Source organism: Campylobacter sp. (genome assembly GCF_019423325.1).
Classification (GTDB): Bacteria; Campylobacterota; Campylobacteria; order Campylobacterales; family Campylobacteraceae; genus Campylobacter_B.
The window spans coordinates 459193-482327 of sequence record NZ_JAHZBQ010000002.1; the positions used below are offsets into that span (position 1 = coordinate 459193).

The window sequence follows — 23135 nt, forward strand, 5'->3', positions numbered from 1 at the left end:
AAACAATCTAAAGTAAGTTGTAAAAAAATATCAATAAATTAAAAATTATAATTTTCTTGTCAAGTATGATAATTTTTATAATCTCTATCTTACTAGACAATAGGCTTATATAAATCACCATGCTTTAAATTAAAGGAATAACATAAAAATACAAATCTACTGCAAAAAAAGCTGACGTAAGCGATATAGTCTATCACGCAAACTATATAAAATTTCATAAGCAAACACTTAGATAGATGTTTTTTTGATTCGAAGACCAAGCTTTTTAGCGAGGACGGACGTTTTGTCGCGAGCGAGATTTGGGCAAAATTTAAAAAGTCATCTACCCTAGGCAACCTGCTGGGGATAGAAGTCAAAACGGTAGAGCCATAAAAGATATTCGTAACATTAACTTATCAAATTTACGAAGGCTCTCTATTTTTTGCCCACCAAAAGCTTTGAGCTGCCCAGCATCAGCCATTTGGCTTCGCGCGGACCCATAAAAAGCCCCTGCGTCGTATCTATAAGCTCGACTCGCTCGTAGCCCTGCTCCTTAAGTCGTGCGATGAAAGCATCCATGTCGCCGTAGTTTCCGCGCGAGAAAAGATCGTGGATCGCGAAGCTGCCGCCCTTTTTAAGCACGCGAAGCGTCTCTAAAAGCAGCGCCTGGCGGTCCTTGCGCATGATGTTGTGATAGACGTAGTTGCTTGCAACCGCATCGAAGCTGCCGTCCTCAAAGGGCAGCTTCGTGGCGTCGGCCTGCTCGAAGCTGGTGTTTTGCACACCTTCGGCGCGCGCGTTGGATTCGCACAGCTGCTTGTTAAAAGACGCGTACTCAAAGCCCCAGCGATCGACGCCTAGCACCGATGCGTGCGGGTTGCGCTTGGCGACGGCGATCGTTAGCGCGCCGCTGCCGCAGCCCACGTCTAGCCCGCGACCGCCCTCAGGCAGATCTACATATTTTGCCGTGCCCTCTACGATCGCGCGAGAGAGCTGACGCTTGCCGTCGTAATCAAACGCGCGGTACCACACGACGCAGTAGATCGTAAAGCCGACCAAAAACAGCGCCGCTGCGCCGAAAAGCCCCGCAAGAAACCACCTTAGCACGCCGCCGACTAGTGCGCCGCAAACGCCGAAAATCAAAAACAAAACTAACGCTACGCCCGCACCCGCGGCAAAGCTCGCGATCATGCCCTTAGGCACCCAGTTTTTATAGTCCGGTTTCATCTTCGCTCCTTTTATTAAATTTAATCCCGCAGCGGCAAAGCACGTCGCGGCGAAATTTTAAATTCCGCCCGTAAATTTTAAATTTCACAGCTCAAACCTCGCTTAAATTTAAACGCACGCTAATAGGCGTATTTAAACTCCACGTAGTAGTTGCGTCCGGGAGCCGGAGTATAGACATCTGCGCGTAAATTTTGGTTGTAATTATACTCTTCGTCAAAGACGTTTTTGACTCCGGCGCTTATCAAAAATCCGCTTGCGAAGCGGTACGCAGCGCCCAGATCCACGATCGTGCGCGAATCGATCCTGTCGTGGTTGGCGTCGTGCGATGATGAGAAATATTTAAAATCGCTCATCAGCGTTAAATTTCTAATCGGCTCATAATCGACGCCCAAAACGAACTTCGAGCGCTCCACTAGCGGAACCTGCTTGCCCTTATTCGCGCCGGATTGGATCTTGGCGTCCACGTATGAAAAGGTCTCGCTGAGCTTTAAATTTGAAAGCAGGTTTTGCTCCGCATACAGCTCCACGCCCTTGCGGCGCGTCTCGTCGATATTGATGAAATGCCAACCGCTATTAAAGCCGCTACCGAGTAGCTCGTTTACGATCTCGTTTTTCGTATCGGTCCAAAACAGCGTCGCGCTTACGTATTGCCCATAGATTAGATCCTTCATGCCGATCTCATAGGTTTTAAAGGTTTCGGATTTGAGGTTATTAAGTACGTAAGGGCCGTTGCGACCGAGCTTGTCGATGAGCTGATTAGGGCCTGGCGAGATATAGCCTCGCTCAAATTTAAAATAGACGTTGCCATCTTTGGAATAATTAAAATTCGGCGTGATCTCAAAAGCATAGTTGTTTTTATCGTCCGTTACGTGCGTGCTGTCCTGCGTCTGCGAGATTATACGCCCCATCCTACGCATCGTCGTAGAGACCTCGCGATCTACTTTGTATTCGGCGCGCTCAAAACGCCCGCCAGCACTAAGCGAAAACAGCTCCGTAAAGTCGTGCTTTTCTAAGGCATAAACCGAGTGGGTAAGTTTCTGCATATCAAAGATCGTAAGTTGTGAAAGGCTCATCATAGGATTTATTGCGGTATTAAAATCGATCCTGCGGAAGCCCTTATTTTTAAGATAATCATATCCCGCTATGAGCTCGTCGTTATCATAGGTAAATTTGCCCTTTAAATTCGCCCCCTCTTTGCGATCTTTCATCACAAAGCCCTTTTGCAAAATTCTAATATCTTGGTAATAAGGCTGTAAATTTGCTTCAAATCTATCGCCAAATTTTACCGCATAATCCAAGTCAAAATTTAGTCGCGTACTTTTGGTAAAGGTCCTCTCGCCTCCTTGTTGGCGACGATCCGCTTTAAGCTCGGCAAGCCCTAAACCCGGCACATCATGCGTCCTGGCGCGATAAAAGCTTGGATTAAAAGAGAGGCTTTGATCATCTGAAATTTTATAATTTAGTCCAAATGATGTATAGTAGCCTCGCTCTCTTTCGCCCTTGCGGTATCCATGCTGATCAAAGCCCTTTATTGCGGTCTTTAGAAATAGATTTTCGCTCACATTCCCGCCTGCGCCGAAATTTAGATCTTTATAATTATACGACGCGATCTTGGTAGAGACATTGGCGTATGGATATTTTGCGCCCTTTTTTGTGATGATATTTATCACGCCGCCGCTGGTGCCGCTGCCGTAAAGCACGCTACCGCCGCCGGGGATGATCTCCACGCGCTCGATATCTTCGATCGGAACGAGATCAATCGGGATGGTCGTAGGCGTCGTGTCGATCATATTGAGAGCGACTCCGTTAAGAAGGACCTTGACGGAGGTATTGGCTTTCGCACCTTGCCCGCGCAAATCAACCGATCTGCCGTTAAAGCTAACCCCCGGCGCCTTTTCTAAAATTTCGCGCAGATCGCGGTAACCGCGGTTTTCCATATCCTCCGCAGTGATAACGGAAACGTTGCGAACCTCGTTTTTAAGCGTGTCCTCAAAGCCCGTCGCTGTAACTACGATGGTTCCCAGCTTTGTGGTGTTCGCGCCGGAAGCGTTTTTAGAAGCTACGGAATTTACCGCCTCTGCGCTAGACGCGCTGATATTTGCGGACGTAGCGTTGTTTTCGGCTCCGTTTAGTTGTAAGGCGGCGCACAAACTTAGCGCGATTGCGGCATTTGAAAGATAAAATTTCTTAAACATCACTCTCCCCTATTCAAAATTAAAATTTTGCGAATGATTTGCAAATGCTATATTATAATTTCTCTTGATTAAATAATAATAAATTTCAAAGATTAAAGATAGATTTTTTAAAATTTTGGCGTAGATTGGATGAAATTTTGATCTTGAGCGTTTTACGTAGAGCGGTAAAATTTCGGTTTTAAATTTAGACTCTTTAGCGGTTTTTATTTCCTAAAGCGGCAAATTTGCAAAGCGGATCTAGCTGGAATTTTTAAAATTTAGTCAATCCCTAAAATCATACCCGTCTAAAATGCGACCAAAAGTATTAAACCTATCCTAGCGCTCATTTTTTATTCCTATAGGCTTTTTGAGATAGTTGCCATCATGCCGATACAACAGGAGCCGATTCTATCTAGCATTTTGCTGCTCCTTTTCGTTATGACTTGCTTTATTCATAACGTTTTGCGCCATACCGTCCGATCCTTAAATTTGGGCTTTATGGGAGATAAATTTTATTTTTGATCGCTCTAAATTTCTCATATAACAAACCTGCAATATTGTAAAATCAACGTATAACCTTCGCTATAAAATTTTACCCTATTTTTTCTATTGTAGATACTCATGCTTAGCAGATATTTGGCGAAATTTATGTAATCCTCCGTACTAGGGAAATAAAATGTAACGCTTTGGTAGAATGTTTTAAAATCCAGCTCAAATTTATACTTATCCATATCGTCCGCTATATAGCACTCCGCTTCGCCCATTTTGATAAATTCCTCTATATCTATGCATAGCTGAGCGCTATTTTTTGCAAATCGCACTCCGTCCACTGTATCATAAGGAAAAAGCTCTAGGTATGAGACCTTTCGATTATACGAGAATGTTAAAATGTTTTTTGCGAAATAATACATAGCCAAATTTGTAGTAAAACCCAATACCACAAGCTTTTTGTCTTCTAGAATTTTAATATCTAATTTATGATACTCATGCCCCATAAGTTCCTCATCGATAGTTAGAGGATCGTCTTTAATATAAATTTTATTCGGCAGCACTGATTTATTCTCCTTTTTTGCGCACTACTCCGTCATTCATAAAGCGCCGTTAAATATAATCCCATCGCTTCGATTGCGGGGTATAATAACTCTTTTTTATCCATATTGATGCTATTCGTGTTCATATTTTCTCCAATATAAGTTCCGCCGAGCCCTCCTCAAGCGAATTATACTCATCCAGATGTATATGCGAATGTTTCGGCGCGGAATCTTGCGCTAAAGTAAGCAAATGCCTAGCAAGAGATATAAGTCCGCTTTTATTTGCCCTTATAGTAACTTCGTTTCCTGGAGTATTGACGGAGATCGCGAAGTCCTTTTCCCATTGTAGCTGCAGTCCCTTTTCTGTGCAGTAATCTAATGTTTTTATAACATACTGTCCCATATAGCGCCGATACTCCTTTCTAAATTTAATCGGTTGCCGATAAAAATTCATCTCATTGATCGCTTAATCGATCTCATAGTATTTCGGGAAAAATTATATCTAAAATAAAAATGAAAGATGTTGGAATAACTAAATTTAAGGCAGGCGCTGTGCGCGAAAATGAAGTGGATTAAAATTTGAAAACAACTTAAGCAGGAATTAAAGAGAAGTAAAAAGAAGTGAGTGAAACTTAAAAGTAGCTTAAATGGTGGTCCCGATTGGACTCGAACCAACGACTTCCACCATGTCAAGGTGACACTCTACCAACTGAGTTACGGGGCCAAAAAGAAACGGCAGTATATCAAAAAAATCTCTCAATAGCAAGCAAATTTTAACTTTTCGTGAAATTCCGCCGAAATTCTATACAAGATTTCGCCACGACGTAAAATGCCGTCGAAATTTTGCGCAAAATTTCACCACCATGCCGAAGCTCCGCGCAAAATTCTATCCCGCAACTAAATTTCGCAATCCCACGCGGAATTTTATCACGCTTGCACGACGCTCGCGTGTTTCGCTCTACCTTATTCTGCTCCGCTTTGTTTTATCTAGTCGCTTTGCTTCACCCCGCCTCGTTTCATCTACTCGCCTTGCTTCGCCCTGTATTATTTCGCCCGCTTGCCTCGCTCCGCCTTGCGCCTGGCTAAGACGTCCAAATTTTTTCATTAAGCCTTAGAATTTTTACGATTTGCAACATCGCGTCCAGATCCGCCTTGATATCCTTTGCGATACGGGCATTGAGTATCGGCTGATCTAGACTCGGCTCGAAACTATCGGCGCCGCGAGCTATCGCGATGTAAATTTTATTTTGCTTGAAGCTCAGCGAGATGTTCGATTTCACGAGCTGTTTAAGAGATAAAATTTTCTCCATCAGCGCCGGCGTCAGAACATACATAACCGTCATTGCGTCGTTTGCATAGATCGTAAAATTTTGATTGAAGTACGCGTTATCTATCGGGATTTCGCGACCACCCAGTAGCTTGCGCCGCAACTCAGACGGCGGCAGTGTCGTATTCGAAAAAACAAAAACGTCGGAGCAGATTTTTTTATTAAAATTTGCCACAAAAAAGGGTCCTTCGAAAAATGTGACGTAATTATTTTTAAAAATAAATGGGATTCCCGTACCGATATCTTTTTCTAGCCTTATATCGCAAAACATAAAATCCACTCCGTCCAGGTTCGCACAAACCAGATCATCCGCGCGAAATCTATCAAATCCGTCAAATATCTCGCTTTGCCTTACCTCTTTTTCCTGAAAAAGCGCGCCCATTTTATACGAAAAGCCCAGGCTCTCGATATATGGCTTGAGATAAAGCTCTTTGTAGCGCATCAAAAATCGCTCGGTTTTACGCTCAAAAATCCACTCGTAAAATTCATCTCTCGTACTGATTATTGCTAAAATAGACATGATTAAAAAGAATAAACTTTCTATGCCGAGATCGAGTTTGGGAAAATCGCGAAAGATTATTATCAATGCGAGCGCAAGCATCGGACCGAAAACCGCAAACGCTACTAGATAACTTAAAATTTTCCAAAGCTTGCGACTTTTCTTAAGCCGTTTGCGCTGCTTTTCTAAATCTATGACGGTTTTAATATCCACGCTAAACCTCTATTTATTAAATTTAATGGCGCAACCTTGCGGCGCAGCGTAAATCTGCGCCCGATACGGCGCAATAGGCGCACGTTGTTTAGAGCCGCTAAATTTTATGGCTACTTGCGCGAGCCGCGCGCAGTGAAATTTGCCGCCAAGCTCAAATTGCAGCATAAATTCCGTGATTAAAAAACTTATTTCAGCAGTTCGTTTGCATACGCTCGTACGCTCGCATCCACCGCTACAAGCGCTTCCGCGTCCGTTACGCTAGGCGAGTTAAATTTCTCCGCGCACTTTAGCACCACGCGCGCAATGTCGGTGAAGCGGCACTGCTGCTGCAAAAACGCATTTACGCCCGCTTCGTTTGCGGCATTGATGACGACGCCGAGATCGGGGTTTGCTAACAGCGCGTCTTTGAGGGTAAAAATTTGAAATTTCATCTCGTCGATCGGCTTAAGCTCTATCGGTCGCAGGGCGCACAGATCCACGGGTGCAGTGATCTGCTCCCGTACGTCGCCGCTAAACATCGCGTGTGCGATGGCTAGGCGCATATCGGCTCTGCTAATATGCGCCGTCGTAGAGCCGTCTGCGAATTCGACCAGCGCGTGGATCTGCGAGGTGCGCTCAATGAGCGCATCGATCTCGCGCGTGCCGTAGAGCCAAAACGCCTCGATCACCTCAAAGAGCTTATTCGCCATCGTGGCGCTGTCGATCGTGATCTTTGCGCCCATCTTCCAGTTGGGGTGCTTGAGGGCGTTTTGCGGCGTGAGCGAACCCAGCTGCGTTAGCGGCACGTCGTAAAACGCGCCGCCGCTAGCTGTGATGATTAGGCGCGAAACGGGGATTTTGGCATTGCTAAGTAAAAATTTCAGTCCGAAATGCTCGCTGTCGATCGGGTAAATTTTATCCGTTTGCAGAAATTTCCCGCCGACGACGAGGCTTTCTTTGTTGGCTAGACAGAGCCTCTTTCCGAGCTCTTGGGTTTTTAGGCTGGGCATCATGCCAGCAAAGCCTACGAGAGCGTTTACCACGGTCGTGCTTTTGCACTCCGCAAGCATCTGTAAAATTCCATCCGCGCCGCAAAATACGCGCTCGTGATCTACCTCACTTTTTTGCTGCGCGTCCGCGATACAAACGAGCTTTGGATGAAATTTTGCGATCTGTTCGTTTAAAAGCTTGATATTGCGTCCGCAGCTAAGCGCTTCGATCATACTGCCGCTGCGAGCGGCTACGTCTAGGGTGTTTGTGCCGATAGAGCCCGTGGAGCCTAAAACTACCATGAATAGACTATCGCCATCGCAATCGCGCCGAACATATAGCCGTCGATGCGGTCTAAGATCCCGCCGTGTCCCGGAAAGAGCGCGCCGCTATCTTTAAGACCCACCGCGCGTTTTAGGTAGCTTTCAAACAGATCGCCGAACACGCCAAAAATTGCTATGATGATGGTTTTTCCTAAAATTTCAAGCGGCGGCATATTGGTAAAGATGCGCGCATAAATGAGGCTAACGATAAGCGCGAGTGCAAGACCACCTAGCACGCCTTCTACGGTTTTATTCGGCGAGCTGGCGCTTAGCGGAGTTTTGCCAAAAGCTCTTCCGATAAAATATGCGCCGCTATCGCTAGCTACGATAATAAAGATCAGCCAAACGAAGTGAAAAACTTCCCCGAAATCATCGTAAGCCGCCCACATAAAAAATATCGGCGCAACGGGATAGATAAAAGGAAGCGTGATCTTTAGGCTAGGGCCCTTGGTAAAGGCTACGACAGAGGCGACGCATAGGATCATTAGGATGCTAACTTTTAGCGCTGAGACGAAGGGCTCATCGGTCTGCGTAAATGGTAGCAGCGCAAAAAACGCGATCGCCAGCGCGAGCCACTTTTTGCTAGTTTCCTCCAGACCCCATAACTTGAGGCTTTCAAAAAACGCAAGCACGAGTATCAACGCAAATACGGCGAAATTTAGCCACCTAGCGTTTATGAGAATTAGAGCCAAAAATACGGCGAGTAAAATGCTTGCCGTGATTATTCTTTGCTTCATAGAATTTCCTTGGAATTTATTTTGAGCAATTATATCGCAAGCTCGCTTATTACGGCTTTAAAACGCCGATTGTTTTAAAATTTACGTAGTTTACGAAAGCGCCTTCGTTGATTTTGACATTTTGACGTTTGGTGTAATCGACGAGATATTTTCCGCTGCCGCTTGCACTGAAGCTCACGCAAATTTTAGCAGCGAATTCGACCACCTCTTCGCTTAGACTTTGCTTATTTGTCTTTACGATGACGTGTGCGCTTGGAATATCCTTAAGATGAAACCAATAGTCGGATTTGGAGCTATTTTTTAGTAAGAACCCATTGCCTTTTTCGTTTTTACCGACGCTGATTTTAAAATCCCCGAGATAAAAGCTCGCTACATATTCGCTATTTTTTTCCTTGCTTTTTTGCCTAGTTTGCGTGCGCTTGGGCATTAGAATTTCGATCTCGTGTGCATTCTGTGCGGCAAGAATAAGCGATTTTAAATTCTCATAAAACGTGAGTTTCTCCTTTAAATTTTGCTCTTCGACATGGATATTAGCAGCCTTTTGGCGCAGACGCTTTGCCTCGGAGTAAAGCTCGCCCAAAGCGGCGCTTGCAGGCTTTTGCAGTTTAAATTCTACCGCCTCGGCGTCTCCTTTTTGCAGCGTAAATTCTCGCGCGCTAGTTGGAATTTTATAGATATTTTCTTTTAGCAAGGCAGCTTTCGCACCTAAAAGCTCGGCGCTTCGCAGTAGTTCAGCGCTGCTTTGCAAAGAGCCTAAAGCTTCGCGCACCGAGTCTAGCTTTTTATTTAGCGCCGTGATTTTTGCAGATTTGAGCGAGTTTAAGCGATCCGCATTTAGCGCGTTAAATTCCGCGCGAAAAAATGCTCTAAAGTCCGAAATTTTTGGCACGGAGGCTTCTTTAATATTTGCAGGCGGTAGGTGGCGGAGTTTTCTTCCTACCTTGATCTGTCTAAATTCCGTTTCGAAGTGCCGCAGTGCCTCTAAAATCACATCGTTTTCATCGGTGATTATTACGTTGGTAAATCGCCCGGTAAATTCGAAGTAGATATTTGAGCTTTGGGTTTTGTAGCTTGCGTTTTGGCTTACGCTAAGGCATAGAATTCTATTATTTTCTGGCACGCTAACGGAAGTGATGCGCGATTTTACGAAGCGCTTGGCAAGTAACACGTCAAAGGGCGCCGCGTAAACCTTACCTTCGGTAAAAGTGTCATTTTCGTGGATATTGCAGCCCGATTTATTCATGTCGAAAAACAGCATCTCATTGCCGTCAAAGCAGACTTTAAAAAGGTTATCTCCTACGCGCTTAATGTGCGAAAGGAAGCGTTTGGCGCGTAGATAGTCGCAAATTTGAATTAAGTTTTGATACTTCATGCGCGTTAAAATTTCTCTTTGTGGATTTTGGCTAAATTTAACTTCTGCAGATCGTGCGGGCTCGGATGCTGTTGCAGCACGCCGAGGGCCAGTATCGCTTCTGCTTTGAAATTTGGCGGAAAGCCCAGCGCCTCGCGCAAAAACTCCTCGCAGCTGCGTCCGTCCGCGGCGGCGCGCAATCTTACCTGCACCCAGCAGCTACCGAGATTTAGCGCGCTTGCGGCAAGGTGCATGTAGCCTAGCGCTACCGAGCAGTCCTCGATCCAGACGTCCTGCTTCCGCTCATCTGCGATCACGACGATCGCGGCCGCAGCCTGTTTTAGCATATCTGCTCCGCTTTCGCGACATCCGCTTAGCCGCTCAAGCATCTGTTTGTCGCGCACGAGGATGAACTCCCACGGGCGGCGTGCATGCCCCGACGGCGCAAGCAGGCCCGCTTTTAAAATTTTATCCAGTGCCTCGTCCTCAAGCGGTCCCTGCGCGTACTTTCTTACGCTTCTGCGATTTGCAAAAATATCTAAAATTTCCATCGTCTCGCTCCTTGCGGCTTAATTATACATAAAATTGCAAAAATTTATGATTTTTTAGCTAAAATCGCGCAAATTTAACCGATACGAAGGAGATTTTATGAAGCAGACGATCACGGAGAAAATTTTTAGTGAGCACGTGGGCGAGGCGGTTTTTGCGGGACAGATCATCGAAAGCGCCATAGATATGGTCATCGGCAACGACATCACGACGCCGATTTCGATCAAGCAGTTTGAGCTTAGCGGCGCGAAAAAGCTCGCCAACCCGGACGGCTTTGCGATCGTGATGGATCACTATATCCCTACGAAGGATATTCTAAGCGCAAACCAAGCTAAAATTTCACGCGAGTTTGCTTACAAGCACGATTTGAAAAACTATTTCGACGAAAAAGATATGGGTATCGAGCACGCGCTGATGCCTGAAAAAGGGCTCGTAGTGCCCGGCGACGTCATCATCGGCGCGGACAGCCACACCTGTACTCACGGCGCACTCGGGGCATTTGCGACGGGTATGGGCAGTACCGATCTTGCTTTTGCGATGATAACGGGCAAAAATTGGTTCAAAGTACCTCCTACGATCAAAGTGATCTTTTGCGGCAAGCCCGCGCCGCACATCTACGGCAAGGATCTGATTTTAGAGGTGATCCGCCTCATCGGCGTGGACGGCGCGCGCTATAAGGCTTTGGAGTTCTGCGGCGACGCGCTGGAGCACCTGGATATGGATAGCAGATTTTCGCTTTGCAATATGGCGATCGAAGCGGGCGGCAAGAGCGGTATCGTCGCGGTCGATGAGATCACGAAGGAATTTTTGGCGGATAAAAGCTTGCGCGCTGAGCCGAAATTTCATTATTCCGACGAGGGCGCGAACTATGAGCAAATTTTAGAGATCAATGTGAGCAAGCTTGATCCGGTGATCGCGTATCCGTTCCTACCTAGCAACGGCAAGAGCGTGCGCGAGGCGGTGCGCGATGATATCGCCGTCGATCAGGTCTTTATCGGCAGCTGCACCAACGGCAGGCTCTCCGATCTGCGGATCGCCGCGCAAATTTTAAAAGGTCGCAAGGTCGCGCGCAAAACCCGCCTCATCATTACGCCTGCGACGCAAAAGATCGCTCTGGCCGCGCAAAAAGAGGGGCTGTGGGATATTTTCGTAGAAGCGGGTGCAGTCGTGAGCAACCCGACCTGCGGCGCGTGCTTGGGCGGATATATGGGGATTTTGGGCGTGGGCGAGCGCTGCGTAAGCACGACTAATCGAAATTTCGTCGGCCGCATGGGCGATAGAACGAGCGAAGTATATCTGGCAAACTCTGCCGTCGCCGCAGCTAGCGCCGTCGCAGGCAAGATCGCCGATCCGAGGGATTTGTAAATTTAGAAAGCCGCCTTTTATTTTTAATTCGCTTGCGTCATAAATTTTGAGGGATAAAATACAAAATTCGATAGCGTCGCAAAGCTTGGCGAGCATAACAAATAGTGAGGACGGCTGGCTTTGTTGTTGGAATTTTGCGGCGAAATTTCACCTCGTCATCTACAAAATTTCTCCATTATAAATTTCGCTTTTACCCACCGCGAGGCTTTGTTATTAAAGCCTTGCGGATTTTAAATGCCACCATCGGTGCAATCACGTAAATTTTGAAATTCTACTTGGCAGAGTTTTACTCTAACAAGTGCGCTAAAGAGTAAAATTTATGCTTAAAAATGCCAACGTGCAGAGTTTAAATTTAGGTTTCCGCTTCGCTCGGCTTGTTTGCGTAAATAAGTAAAATTTCAAATAAATATCCCATTGGCGCCTACTGATACGTATCAAGCGTTCGCTTAGGTTAAATTTTAAAATTTAGAGCCGAAAGCCTACGCGTGAATTTAACAAAACCGCTGTAAATTTTGCTCAAATTTACGGCGATATGTTTAAAATTTAAGGTGCCCTACGCCTCCAAAATCGCTCCGTTGCTAGCGTTCGTTACTAGCTTGCGGTACATTCGCAGCCAGCGATACGGCAGCGGTTTTTCAAGCGGCTTAAATTTAGCCCTGCGTTCGGCTATCTCGGCTTCGCTTAGGCGCACGTTGATCGCGTACGTATCCACGTCGATGTCGATTATATCGCCGTCCTCTAGCAGTCCGATCATGCCGCCCTCGGCCGCTTCGGGACTCACATGCCCGACGCTTAGCCCTCTAGTCGCACCGCTAAATCTGCCGTCCGTGATCAGCGCCACGTCAGCACCTAGGCCTCGCCCCATAATAAGCGACGTCGGGCTTAGCATCTCCTGCATGCCCGGGCCTCCGCGCGGCCCTTCGTAGCGGATTACGACTACGTCGCCCTTGTTTACCTTGCCGCTTGAGATCCCCTCTATCGCTTCGTCTTGGCTGTTAAAGCACACGGCCTTGCCGCTAAATTTACGCTCGCCGATGATGCCCGCGGTCTTGATGACGCAGCCCTGCTCGGCTAAATTTCCAAACAAAACCGCCAGCCCGCCGACCTGCGAGTAGGCATTTTCGACCTTGCGGATGACGGATTCGTCTTTTATGACGCTAGCGTCCACGCGCTCGCCCAGGCTTTCGCCGCTTATCGTTAGCGCATCTAGCCCCAGCAGCCCGTTATCGCGGCGCGAAATTTCATTTATCACGGCGCTTAGGCCGCCCGCGCGGTCGATGTCCTCCATATGCACGCTTGGCAGGCTCGGGCTGATTTTGGCGATGTGAGCGATCTTGCGGCTAATCTCGTTGAGCCCCGCGATCTGTAAATTTACCCCCGCTTCGCGCGCGATAGCTAGGATATGCAGCACGGTGTTGCTGCTGCCGCCCATCGCCATATCGACTACCAGGGCGTTTTGGATTGATTTTTCATTCACGATGTTGCGGATTTTGTATTTTTCATCGAGCGCTATCTCGCAAATTCGGCGTCCCGCCTGCCTGATGAGCTCCTCGCGCTCGGGCGTTAGCGCAGGCACGGTGCCGTTGCCTTTTAGCGCGATACCCATCGCTTCGCACAGCGTATTCATCGAGTTTGCCGTAAACATCCCCGAGCAGCTGCCTCCGCTCGGACAGGCGGCGCACTCGATCTCTTTTAGCTCCTCGGCGCTGATCTCTTTGGTTTCAAATTTACCAACCGCCTCAAACGCCGTAGACAGGTCGATCGGCTCGCCTTTTTTAGTGTAGCCCTTTTTCATCGGACCGCCGCTGACGAAAACCGTCGGCACGTTCACGCGAAGCGCGCCCATCACCATGCCTGGCACGATTTTATCGCAGTTTGGCATACAGACCAGAGCGTCCAGGGCGTGCGCATTCATCACCGTTTCGATCGAGTTTGCGATCAGCTCGCGGCTAGGCAGGCTGTAAAGCATCCCGCTATGCCCCATCGCGATGCCGTCGTCCACGCCGATACAGTTAAACTCAAACGGCACGCAGCCGTTTTTGCGGATCTCGTCTTTTAAAATTTCGGAGTATTTGTTGAGGAAAAAGTGCCCCGGAATGATCTCGATGAAGCTGTTTGCCACGCCGATGAAGGGCTTTTCAAAGTCCTCGTCCTTTAACCCTGTCGCTCTTAGCAAGCTTCTGTGTGGCGCACGCGTATAGCCTTTTTTGATGATGTCGCTTCTCATTTTGTGTCCTTGAATTGAAATTTTCTCCATTTTAGCATAAAATTTTACCGCTGTGGGCGTTTTAAATTTTAGCGCATTAAAATTTAAAGTGGGACTATTGAGCTTAATCAAACCGGATCACTCCTGTTTTTGATATAATTGCACATCGATTATCAAAATCTTGCCGTTTGGCAGGAATGAAAAGAGGAGAAGATGCAAAGAAGAAATTTCTTAAAACTAACGTCTGCGTTGGCGGCTAGCGGGCTTGCTAGCCCTCTTTTTGCAAAGGAAGCCTTCACTATCTACGGCGCGCCTGCGATGCCTAGCCTCATCATCGGCGTTGCGTGCATGCAGGGGCAGATCGGCAAAAAATACGACGCGAAGCTTGAGCTTTGGCGCGATCCCGATCAGCTGCGCGCGGGCGTGGCAAACGGCGAGTACAAGGTTATGATGAGTCCTAGTAACGTGGGGGTGAACCTCGTAAATCAGGGGCGCAAGATCGGCATGGTAAATATCCTCACCGAGGGGCTAAATTTCGTGATGAGCAAGGGCGAGAAGATAACGGAATTTGCGCAGCTGAAGGGCAAAAAGATCGTAATGCCTTTTAAAAACGACATGCTAGACATCATCGTGCGAGCCATAGCGAAAAAGCAGGGCATTAGCGGGCTAAATATCGACTACACCACCAGCCCCGCAGAGAGCGTGCAGCTGTTTTTGGCCAAGGACTACGACGTCGCGATCACGGTCGAGCCGCTAGCAAGTGCCATGATCTTAAAGAGCAAAGTATCGGGCATCGCCGTGCAGCAAGGGGCAAATTTAAGCGATATGTGGGCGCAGGCGTTTTCGGTAAAGCCCATAATCCCGCAAGCGGGCATCATCGCAGATACCGATTTTTACGCCGCGAAAAAGGCGGATTTTGAAATTTTAAACGCCGATTTGACAGACGCGCTTGCGTGGATAAAGGCAAACAAACAAAGCGCCGCGGCGATCGGGACGAATTTCTTCCCTGCGCCGCCGCCCGCGATATTTATGAGTATCGATACGTCGAATTTGTGCGTCAAAAAACCTAGCGAGATCAAGGACGAGCTTTTGAAATTTTATGAAATTTTGATGGAATTTAATCCCAAGCTCATCGGCGGCGCGATGCCTAAGGACGAGTTTTTTCTATGCTAAAAATCGATAAAATTCGCAAAGCTCAAAATCCCGCGTTTTACGTCATAGACTATCTGTGGGGCGGCTTTGCGAGCCTAGGGGCGGTGTGCTTTTTCATAGCCGTCTGGCAGGTGGCTAGCGAGGCTTACGGGCCGCTTATTCTGCCCGAACCCGCGGCTGTTTTTTCTAAGGCGTGCGAAATTTTAAAAAATTTCGCCGCAAATGATCTAGCCTTGTCGCTTAAGCGCGCGCTTGTGGGCACCTTCCTCGCGCTTTTTGCGGGGATTTGCAGCGGGCTTGCGGCAGGGTATTGTAAAAGCCTGCGAGCCTTTTTAAACCCGCTAATTACCGTGCTTCTTTCGACTCCGCCCATCGTCTGGATCGTGCTTGCGATATTTTGGTTTCATTTTGGCGATAAAAGCGTGCTTTTTACCGTTGTTATCGTCGTCGCGCCGATGACTTTTGCGTCCGCGGCGCAGGCGATGGCTAGCGTGAGCACCGAATACACCGAGCTTTTTGACAGCTACAAAAGCTCAATTTTAAAAAAACTGCGCTACCTCTACGCGCCGCACCTAATCGAGCGGCTGCTTCCCGCGATCTACGTCGCAGTCAGCAACGGCGCGAAAGTGCTTGTAATGGCGGAGCTTTTGGGCGCGAACGACGGCATCGGCGCAAAGATCGCCGAAGCGCGCGTAAATATCGATACGGTCGAGGTCATGGCGTATGTGTGCCTAGTCATAGCCTTTACGGCGCTTTTCGATTATCTCGTGACCAAGCCGCTTCAAATTTTACTGATGCCGTGGAGCAGATGATGCTAAAAATTTCAAATCTGCGCTACGAAATTCTGCGCGACGTTATAATTTCAGATTTTTCGCTGCAGCTGCGCGCGGGCGAAGTAAAGACGCTTTTTGGCCCCAGCGGCTGCGGCAAGACTTCGCTTTTGCGGCTGGTCTGCGGGCTGGAGGATAAAAAAAGTGGGCAGATCGAAAACGGCTTTAAAAAAATCAGCTTTTTGTTTCAAGAAAACCGCCTGCTGCCGAACCTCACGGCACTTAAAAATATCGAAATTTTTAGCCCCGCCGGCGTGAGCGAAATTTACGCCCTTGCCGCAAAGATCGGGCTAAGTCCGAGCGATCTGAACAAATTCCCGCGCGAGCTAAGCGGCGGCATGCAAAAGCGCACGGCTTTTTTGCGAACTATCCTTAGCGGCTGCGATCTGGCGCTGCTTGATGAGCCGTTTGTAGGTCTGGATCGCGATCTGCGCGGCGTGCTGATCGAAATTTTAGTCTCAAAGATCGAGCGCGAGGGGCTTGCCTGCCTTTTGGTGACCCACGACCGCTTCGAAGCCGCACGCCTAAGCCACGAGATCATCGAGCTTGAGCCCAAAGGGATGGGGCTTAGGCGCGTCGTGAGCCTAGATGAGCCGCTAAGTGCGCGCGACGATCGGTACGAAGAGCGCGTGGTAAACGAGCAGTTTAGGGGAGTGAGCTATTATGAGTAGAAATTTTATCTTGAGTGCGCGCAAGCAGGGAGATTCTGCACAAAATTTGAACTTACGTTGCGGCCCGGGCACAAGCAAGCGAAGCTTTGGCGCGTATCGCGATCCAGATGCGTGCAGATATAGGCTGCTGGGCGCTAGATGCGACGATCTAGGTGCATACAGGAATGAGCTCTTACGGGGCGGCAGATGTTGCGATGTCGGCGCGGGCAGACACAGGCTCTTGCGAGATGCTAAATGTTATGATTTCGTTGCTTGCATAGACAGGCTCTTTCGGGACATCGGACGCTGCGATCTTAGCATAAGCGGATATAGCCTTTCGCAGGATGCCTGGCGCCGCGGTTTTATTGCACCAAAATACGAGCTGTGTAGCCGTGTGAACTGCGATTATAGCGCGAGTGTTCTCTTGAGCGGCGCAGTGCGCTACGGCTTTGCTGCGCGAAATTCGGCGAAATTTAGCAGCGATACATACTGCGGCTCTAGCGTGAGCGCTTACTTACGGCGCGTTGGTACAAACCAAGATACCCGCTCACGCCGCGACTCCAGCGCGAATGTTCGCTTGCGACGCAGCCCTAACGCGAGCGATCCTTTGCAGCGCGTATCCGACCGCCCTGCTCGTACCGCCTGCCTGCATTGCAGATTTGGTGCGAACCCAGACTCTCGTCTGCGTTGTGGATTTGGCGCAGATTATTTTAAAAATTCAGGCGGAATTTCTACGCGAAATTTTAAAATTTCCGCTTCAAATTTTACGCGAAATTTCAAAAATCTAACTCGCAGCTTGGAAGCGGAACCCGTGCAAAGTTTCAAAATTTCCGCTTTAAATTTTATACAAAATTTTTGGAATTCCGCTCGCGGCAGGGAAGCCGAGCCTGCGCAAAGCTTCAAAGATCAAAACCTAGCGCAGGACTTCTCACAAAACGGCAAAAGCTACGATCAAAATTCCACTCAGAGTTTTTCGCAAAGCGGCAGAAGCGCCGAGCCAAATTCCAAACCGAGTTTCTCGCAGAACATTAAAAATTCCGAACGGAATTTCCCGCTAAGCTTCTTGCAAGGCATCAAAAATTCCGATCAAAGTCAAAATTCCAAACACGCCTCCGCGCAAAGCCATGCCGAGCCAAATTCTGTTCAGGACTTCTCGCAGAGCTCTAAAAATTCCGATCGGAATTTTAAGACCAATTCCATGCAAAATCAAGCAGAGCCCGTTTCGCCGCAGGAGCTCAAAAATTCCGAGCCATGCCCGGCGCAGCGGCAAGAGCTAGGCTTTTACGCGCCTAAATTTAAAGATGAGCGCGCGAGAAATTTTTTCTCCCATCCGATGCGCACGTTTATTCTATGCGCCTGCTTTTTTGCGGCGCTGGGCGCGCTTAGCTTTTTAGCACCCGATGCGCTGGCGATCGATTATGTGAGCGCTCATAAGTTTTACTTTCTGTTTTTGGCGCCTTCGTGCATCTACGCGGCGTTTTTGCTTACCGCGCTGCCCGATTGGACGAACTTCGAGGGCTCGCTAAAGCCCGTTTCGCTCGCCTTTGCCGCCTGCCTGATCGCGGCTTTTATCGCGAGCTTTTTAAATTTACGGCTTGCGGCGGCGATTGTGGCGCTGTTTTGGGCGATATTTTTCATCTTTGCGGCACGGCTTTTGTGGCTGGATAAAAACTCGAATAATTTTAGCATCCTGGCGGTCCTTGCGGCGTTTTGCGCCTGCTCTGCGGCCTACGGCGCGAGCGGGGATGAGAAGTTTTTGCTCAGCTTCGTGCATATCAACGCCGCGGCAATCGCCGTCGTAAGCTACCGCATAAGCGTCGTCATCGGCAACGAAGCGCTAAAAGAGGGCGGGCTGAAGGACGCCGTTTTTATTCCAAATTTTATCTACAAAAATTTAGCCGCTTTCCTCGCCTTCGCTTTGGCGCTCGCGACGCCATTTTTAAGCGAGGCGACGTGCGGATTTATCGCGCTTGGCATCGGATTTTTGTTTTTGGCGAAACTTCGCGAGCTGCACTACGTCGAAATTCTAAGCCGCCACTATATGGCGTTTTACTACGCGTTGCAGGCTGCGTGCGCGGCGGGCTATGCGTGGCTGGGCTGGGAGCTGATCCGCGGGGGATACGCTGCCGCGCCGCTGCACGTCATCGCGATCTGCTATATGTATGGAGCGATACTTTTTGTGGGAATGATCGCCGGACAGCGCCACAGCGGAATTTCACCGCTAAATTTTCCGCGCCTAAGCCGCGCGGCGCTCGTTTTAGCTCTACTCGCGGGGGTTTTAAGAGCCGTTTTTGCTGGCGAGAGCTTTATTTTATACGTGATGATCCCCTCGGCGCTTTTCATAGCCGCGGTCGCGCTATATCTGATAAATTTCATCCCGATCTTTCTGAAAAATCCTTTCAGCGCGGATCCGGATTGATGCTCATCAAAGCGGGCTTGCTAAATTTTAGCTACAATCGATCAAATTTCATTTCAAGGAGAACTTATGCAACACATCAAAAATATCGACGCCGCTAAGGCCGTAGAGCTTGCTTCGCTAGTCGAAGTATCCCCTCATAAGGTGATTTCGCGCACCCTCGCGCAAAATCCTGCGCTGAATATGACGCTTTTCGCCTTCGACGGCGGCGAGGAGATCAGCTCGCACAAATCCGACGGCGACGCGTTCGTTTACGTGCTTGAGGGGGAGGGCGATTTCACGATCGACGGGCAGAAACACCGCGTAAAAGCTGGGCAAAGCATCGTAATGCCTGCGGGCTTACCGCACGCGATCTTCGCTCCGGTACCGTTTAAATGGTTTTTAGTGGTGGTTTTTTAGCCTCTGAGTTTAAGAGCGGGCTTAAATTTTAAAATTTAGCCCGCCCGCCGCTTCATAAAATTTTATCCGAAATTCCATTCCCAGGGCTATTCTGTTTATTTCCGTCCACTCCCGCTCGCCCTCGCAAAATTTTAAAATTCCAAAACGTTTAAATTTTATTTTCACCGCGCCCAAAAATTTCGTCTGTTTTGCAAACCGTGCGGGAGCTGAAAATAACGCACCGCGTTTGCGCGCCGTGCCGAGCCCGAAATCGCACGCTTGAGCTCGCATCGCAAGTCAAATCCATAGCTCGCGCATTAAATTTCAAAGCCGCGCCGAGCGTGCAATACATATCGGGCGAGTAGAGCAGATGGACGCTGTAGTAGGGCGAACCCGCCGAGTGCGCAATGTGCACTAAGCTAACAGATCGAGCGCTAAATTTAAAGGCCGTGTCCGGAGCGAAATACACGCCAAGCCGGCTTAAATTTTAAAATTTAGCTCTCGCTCGGGGTTAGCTCCTTGATGATGAGCTCGGGCGTGATCGTGCCGCGGAAGTTGTTTTTGCTAATCGTAAAGATCGCGTCCACTCGCTCGCCGGCGCGCGGCAAAAAGTCGTAGTTGAAAAACAGCGCCTCGGCGCTGCCGCCGTTTTTATCAAGCGCCATTTTGATATGCTTGCCCTCCTTGCCGATCTCTCTGATATTGCGGGCGCGCGCACCTTTGATACAAAAGAGCGGGCGCGGATTTTTCTGCCCGTACGGCTCGTAAAATTCTAAAATTTCAAGCAGCTCGAAGTCTATCTGCGACGCGTCCAGCTCGCCCAGCAGATCGTCTTGCGCGCTAAAATCGCTCAGATCCTTGGGCGTAATGCGCTCATTTACGCGGCGCTTAAACTCCTGAAGTAGCGCAGGATCGATCCCCACGCCCGCAGCGCCCTTGTGCCCGCCGAAAGTCGTTAAAATTTCGCTTTGCGAGGAGATCAGCTCTAAAATGTCGAATTTACCGATGCTGCGCGCGCTTCCTTTGGCGCGCGAGTCGCTTACGCTAAAGACGATCGCGGGCTTTTTGTAGGTCTTGCTTAGGCGGCTTGCGACGATGCCGATGATCCCTTCGTGCCACTGCGGACCCCACACGACGATGACGTTGTCGCTGGGATCGACGCTTTTTACGATCTCGTCGTAGAGGCTTTTCTCCTCCTCTTTGCGCGAGTTGTTGATCGAATTTATCGTCTCTAAGTAGTGGTTTGCCTCTCTGATATTTTTGGCGCATAAAAAGTTATACGACATCGTCGCATCGTCCATCCGCCCCGTGCAGTTGATAAGCGGCGCGATCGTGTAGCTGATATCGTCAAATTCGAAATGTTTTTTGAAATAATGCTCCTTAATCGCCTTGAAGCAGGCGCGGTTCGAGCTATTTAGCCGCTTGATGCCGAAGCGCAAAAGTGCGCGGTTCATATCGCGCAGCTCCATCATATCGGCGATTATGGCGATGATGAGGATATCCATCGAGCTTGCCATATCGTAGTTCACGCCGAGGGTTTCTTTTAGCGCGCCCACGAGATACCACGCTACCTGCGCGCCGCAAATTTCGATATTTGGGAAGGTGCAGTCAGGCTGCTTCGGATTGATTATCGCGTAAGCTCTAGGCAGCACGGGCGGAGGCATGTGATGATCGGTGATGATAAGATCGATCCCCTTTTGCGCGCAAATTTCGGCGGCTTCCGTCGCGGAGGTGCCGTTATCTACGGTGATGATGAGATCCACATCCTCAAGCTCGCCTATGATCTCACTGTTTAGCCCATATCCGTCGGTAAAGCGGTTTGGTATCTTAATGACGTAATCCGCGCCTATTTGATTGAAAAAATCGCTCATTATGACGGTGCTTACGATACCGTCGACGTCGTAATCGCCGACTACGGCTATGCGCTGGTTTTCTTCGATGGCAGTTTTTATGCGCAAAGCCGCCTTATAGGTATCTTTCAGATCGCAGGGTAAGGGAATTTCAGAAATTTTAGTATGCCGATCGTTCGCAAATCTCGATTTTAGAATTTCCCTTATCTCATTTTTACCTAGCATTTTTTATAGATGCTTCGATAAAGCCCAAAATAGCGGGATTTGGGCGCACTAAACGGCTGGTAAATTCCGGGTGAAACTGCACGCCCAGAAAAAACGGATGGTTTTTTAGCTCGACCGCTTCGATAAGCCCGTCGCTCTCGCCGCAGACGATAAGACCGTGCTTTTCAAACTCGGCGCGGTACTTCGGATTGGCTTCGTAGCGGTGGCGGTGGCGCTCGCGGATGGTCTTTTGCTCGCCGTAAATTTTACCCAAAAGCGAGCCTTTTTTGACGTCGCAGTCATAGCCGCCCAGCCGCATAGTGCCGCCCATAGGGGATTTGTGCGTGCGGATCTGCTTTTTGCCGCTTGCGTCGATAAAGCTATCGATGAGGTAAATCACCGGATCTTCGGTCTGCGGGTCAAATTCCGCAGAGTTGGCGTTTTTTAGTTTTAAGACGTTGCGCGCAAACTCCACCATCGCAAGCTGCATCCCTAGGCAAATTCCCAAAAACGGCACCTTGCGCACCCGCGCGTAGTTTATGGCTAAAATTTTACCCTCTACCCCGCGCGAGCCGAAGCCGCCCGCGACCAAAATTCCGTTTACGTCGCGAAAAATTTCATCCACATTGCTTGCTTCAATTTTTTCGCTGTCGACCCATTTTAAGCTTATCCGCGTATCAAGCGTCGCACCCGCGTGGATGATCCCCTCGGTGAGGGATTTGTAGCTTTCTTTCAGATCGATATATTTGCCGACGAAGGCGATCGTAGTTTCGTTCGTAGGCACGATGACGCGCTTAACGAGGCTGTCCCAGTTGCTCATATCGACTTCAAGCTTATTTAAGCTTAGAGTCTCCGCGATCGGCGTTAAAATATCCTGCTTCAAAAACGCAAGCGGGATCTGATAGATGCTCGCGCTATCGGGGCTTTCAATGACGCAGTTTTTATCCACGCCGCAGCTTAGCGCGATCTTATCTTTAAGCGCGCGATTTAGCGGCATTTCGGAGCGGCAGATTATCATATCGGGGCTAATACCGATGCGGCGCAGCTCGCCTACGCTATGCTGCGTGGGCTTTGTTTTGAGCTCGCCCGCGACCTTTATAAAAGGCACGAGCGTGAGGTGGATATTCATCGTATTTACCCTACCAAGCTCCACTCTCATCGCGCGGATCGCCTCTAAAAACGGTAGCCCCTCGATGTCGCCTACGGTACCTCCGATCTCGACGATCAGCACGTCGTTGCCCTCGCCTGCCTTTTTTATACGGCGCACGATCTCGCCTACGATGTGAGGGATCACCTGGATCGTCTTACCTAGATAATCGCCTCTGCGCTCCTTTTCGATGACGGAGCTGTAAACTTTGCCCGTGGTGAAGTTGTTGTCTTGGCTTAAATTTTCATCCAAGAACCGCTCATAATGCCCCAAATCCAGATCGGTCTCCGCGCCGTCGTCAGTGACAAAAACCTCTCCGTGCTCCAGCGGGCTCATGGTGCCCGGATCGACGTTGATATAAGGATCCGCCTTTAGTATGCGCACTTTAAGCCCAGCGTGCTTTAAAAGCGTCGCGATCGACGCCGCCGCAATGCCCTTACCCAGCGAGCTCAGCACTCCGCCGGTGACGAAAATATATTTCGTTTGTTTTGCCATAAGTTTTCCTAAATTTTGATATTAATGCCGCGATTATAACTTCTTTTAGGTTAAAGCACACTA

Annotated in this window: 19 protein-coding genes and 1 tRNA gene; 6 read left to right on the forward strand and 14 right to left on the reverse strand. The window is 48.8% G+C overall.

The annotated features are described in order from the left end of the window. Positions 1-414 precede the first annotated feature (414 nt). The 10 genes from QZ367_RS07190 to QZ367_RS07235 all read right to left on the reverse strand — a co-directional run bounded on the left by QZ367_RS07190 (position 415) and on the right by QZ367_RS07235 (position 10381). Positions 415-1206: a class I SAM-dependent methyltransferase gene (locus tag QZ367_RS07190; RefSeq protein ID WP_291938982.1), complete on the reverse strand. Its 792-nt coding sequence runs from the start codon at positions 1204-1206 to the stop codon at positions 415-417. Positions 1207-1325: 119 nt separating this feature from the next. Next, positions 1326-3401, reverse strand: coding sequence for a TonB-dependent receptor (locus QZ367_RS07195; RefSeq protein WP_291938984.1), 2076 nt, complete (start codon positions 3399-3401; stop codon positions 1326-1328). Positions 3402-3916: 515 nt separating this feature from the next. Beyond that, a complete protein-coding gene (locus QZ367_RS07200; RefSeq protein ID WP_291938986.1) occupies positions 3917-4432 on the reverse strand; it encodes a hypothetical protein in 516 nt (171 codons plus the stop codon). 121 nt (positions 4433-4553) lie between these two features. Then, a complete protein-coding gene (locus QZ367_RS07205) occupies positions 4554-4814 on the reverse strand; it encodes a hypothetical protein (protein ID WP_291938988.1) in 261 nt (86 codons plus the stop codon). Positions 4815-5059: 245 nt separating this feature from the next. Next, a tRNA-Val gene (locus tag QZ367_RS07210) sits at positions 5060-5135 on the reverse strand. A 358-nt stretch (positions 5136-5493) separates the two neighbouring features. Beyond that, a complete protein-coding gene (locus QZ367_RS07215) occupies positions 5494-6450 on the reverse strand; it encodes a DUF3137 domain-containing protein (protein ID WP_291938990.1) in 957 nt (318 codons plus the stop codon). 185 nt (positions 6451-6635) lie between these two features. Next, entirely contained in the window at positions 6636-7721 is a 1086-nt protein-coding gene (dxr, locus tag QZ367_RS07220; RefSeq protein WP_291938992.1) for a 1-deoxy-D-xylulose-5-phosphate reductoisomerase, read from the reverse strand. Then, on the reverse strand, positions 7715-8479 hold the full coding sequence (locus QZ367_RS07225) for a phosphatidate cytidylyltransferase (RefSeq protein ID WP_291938994.1): 765 nt from the start codon (positions 8477-8479) through the stop codon (positions 7715-7717). The genes dxr and QZ367_RS07225 overlap by 7 nt, the downstream gene beginning before the upstream one ends. A gap of 49 nt (positions 8480-8528) precedes the next feature. Next, the gene (locus QZ367_RS07230) at positions 8529-9851 is read right to left on the reverse strand and encodes an NFACT RNA binding domain-containing protein (RefSeq protein WP_291938996.1); all 1323 of its coding nucleotides are present in this window, start codon (positions 9849-9851) and stop codon (positions 8529-8531) included. A 5-nt stretch (positions 9852-9856) separates the two neighbouring features. Continuing rightward, positions 9857-10381 (reverse strand): nitroreductase family protein, encoded by a 525-nt coding sequence (locus QZ367_RS07235; RefSeq protein ID WP_291938997.1) that lies wholly within the window; start codon positions 10379-10381, stop codon positions 9857-9859. Positions 10382-10478: 97 nt separating this feature from the next. Between QZ367_RS07235 and QZ367_RS07240 the strand changes: the two genes are divergently transcribed. Then, complete coding sequence (locus QZ367_RS07240; protein WP_291938998.1) at positions 10479-11744, forward strand: 3-isopropylmalate dehydratase large subunit; 1266 nt, start codon at positions 10479-10481, stop codon at positions 11742-11744. A gap of 553 nt (positions 11745-12297) precedes the next feature. Here the strand turns inward: QZ367_RS07240 and ilvD are convergent. Beyond that, positions 12298-13971 (reverse strand): dihydroxy-acid dehydratase, encoded by a 1674-nt coding sequence (gene ilvD / locus QZ367_RS07245; protein WP_291938999.1) that lies wholly within the window; start codon positions 13969-13971, stop codon positions 12298-12300. A 192-nt stretch (positions 13972-14163) separates the two neighbouring features. On the opposite strand from ilvD, the gene QZ367_RS07250 reads away from it, so the two are divergent. From QZ367_RS07250 to QZ367_RS07270, 5 genes are all read left to right on the forward strand, one after another. After that, entirely contained in the window at positions 14164-15123 is a 960-nt protein-coding gene (locus tag QZ367_RS07250; protein ID WP_291939000.1) for an ABC transporter substrate-binding protein, read from the forward strand. Beyond that, positions 15117-15914: an ABC transporter permease gene (locus tag QZ367_RS07255; RefSeq protein ID WP_291939003.1), complete on the forward strand. Its 798-nt coding sequence runs from the start codon at positions 15117-15119 to the stop codon at positions 15912-15914. Before QZ367_RS07250 ends, QZ367_RS07255 begins: the two co-directional genes overlap by 7 nt. Then, positions 15914-16603 (forward strand): ATP-binding cassette domain-containing protein, encoded by a 690-nt coding sequence (locus QZ367_RS07260; protein WP_291939005.1) that lies wholly within the window; start codon positions 15914-15916, stop codon positions 16601-16603. The genes QZ367_RS07255 and QZ367_RS07260 overlap by 1 nt, the downstream gene beginning before the upstream one ends. Continuing rightward, positions 16596-19001: an NnrS family protein gene (locus tag QZ367_RS07265; RefSeq protein ID WP_291939007.1), complete on the forward strand. Its 2406-nt coding sequence runs from the start codon at positions 16596-16598 to the stop codon at positions 18999-19001. The genes QZ367_RS07260 and QZ367_RS07265 overlap by 8 nt, the downstream gene beginning before the upstream one ends. A gap of 66 nt (positions 19002-19067) precedes the next feature. Beyond that, a complete protein-coding gene (locus QZ367_RS07270; protein ID WP_291939008.1) occupies positions 19068-19397 on the forward strand; it encodes a cupin domain-containing protein in 330 nt (109 codons plus the stop codon). A gap of 21 nt (positions 19398-19418) precedes the next feature. Here QZ367_RS07270 and QZ367_RS07275 read toward each other — a convergent pair whose 3' ends face one another. From QZ367_RS07275 to QZ367_RS07285, 3 genes are all read right to left on the reverse strand, one after another. Next, on the reverse strand, positions 19419-19667 hold the full coding sequence (locus tag QZ367_RS07275) for a hypothetical protein (protein WP_291939010.1): 249 nt from the start codon (positions 19665-19667) through the stop codon (positions 19419-19421). 203 nt (positions 19668-19870) lie between these two features. Beyond that, positions 19871-21451: a single-stranded-DNA-specific exonuclease RecJ gene (gene recJ / locus QZ367_RS07280; protein WP_291939012.1), complete on the reverse strand. Its 1581-nt coding sequence runs from the start codon at positions 21449-21451 to the stop codon at positions 19871-19873. Then, positions 21441-23072, reverse strand: a complete 1632-nt coding sequence (locus tag QZ367_RS07285; protein WP_291939014.1) for a CTP synthase — start codon at positions 23070-23072, stop codon at positions 21441-21443. Before QZ367_RS07285 ends, recJ begins: the two co-directional genes overlap by 11 nt. Positions 23073-23135: the final 63 nt, after the last annotated feature.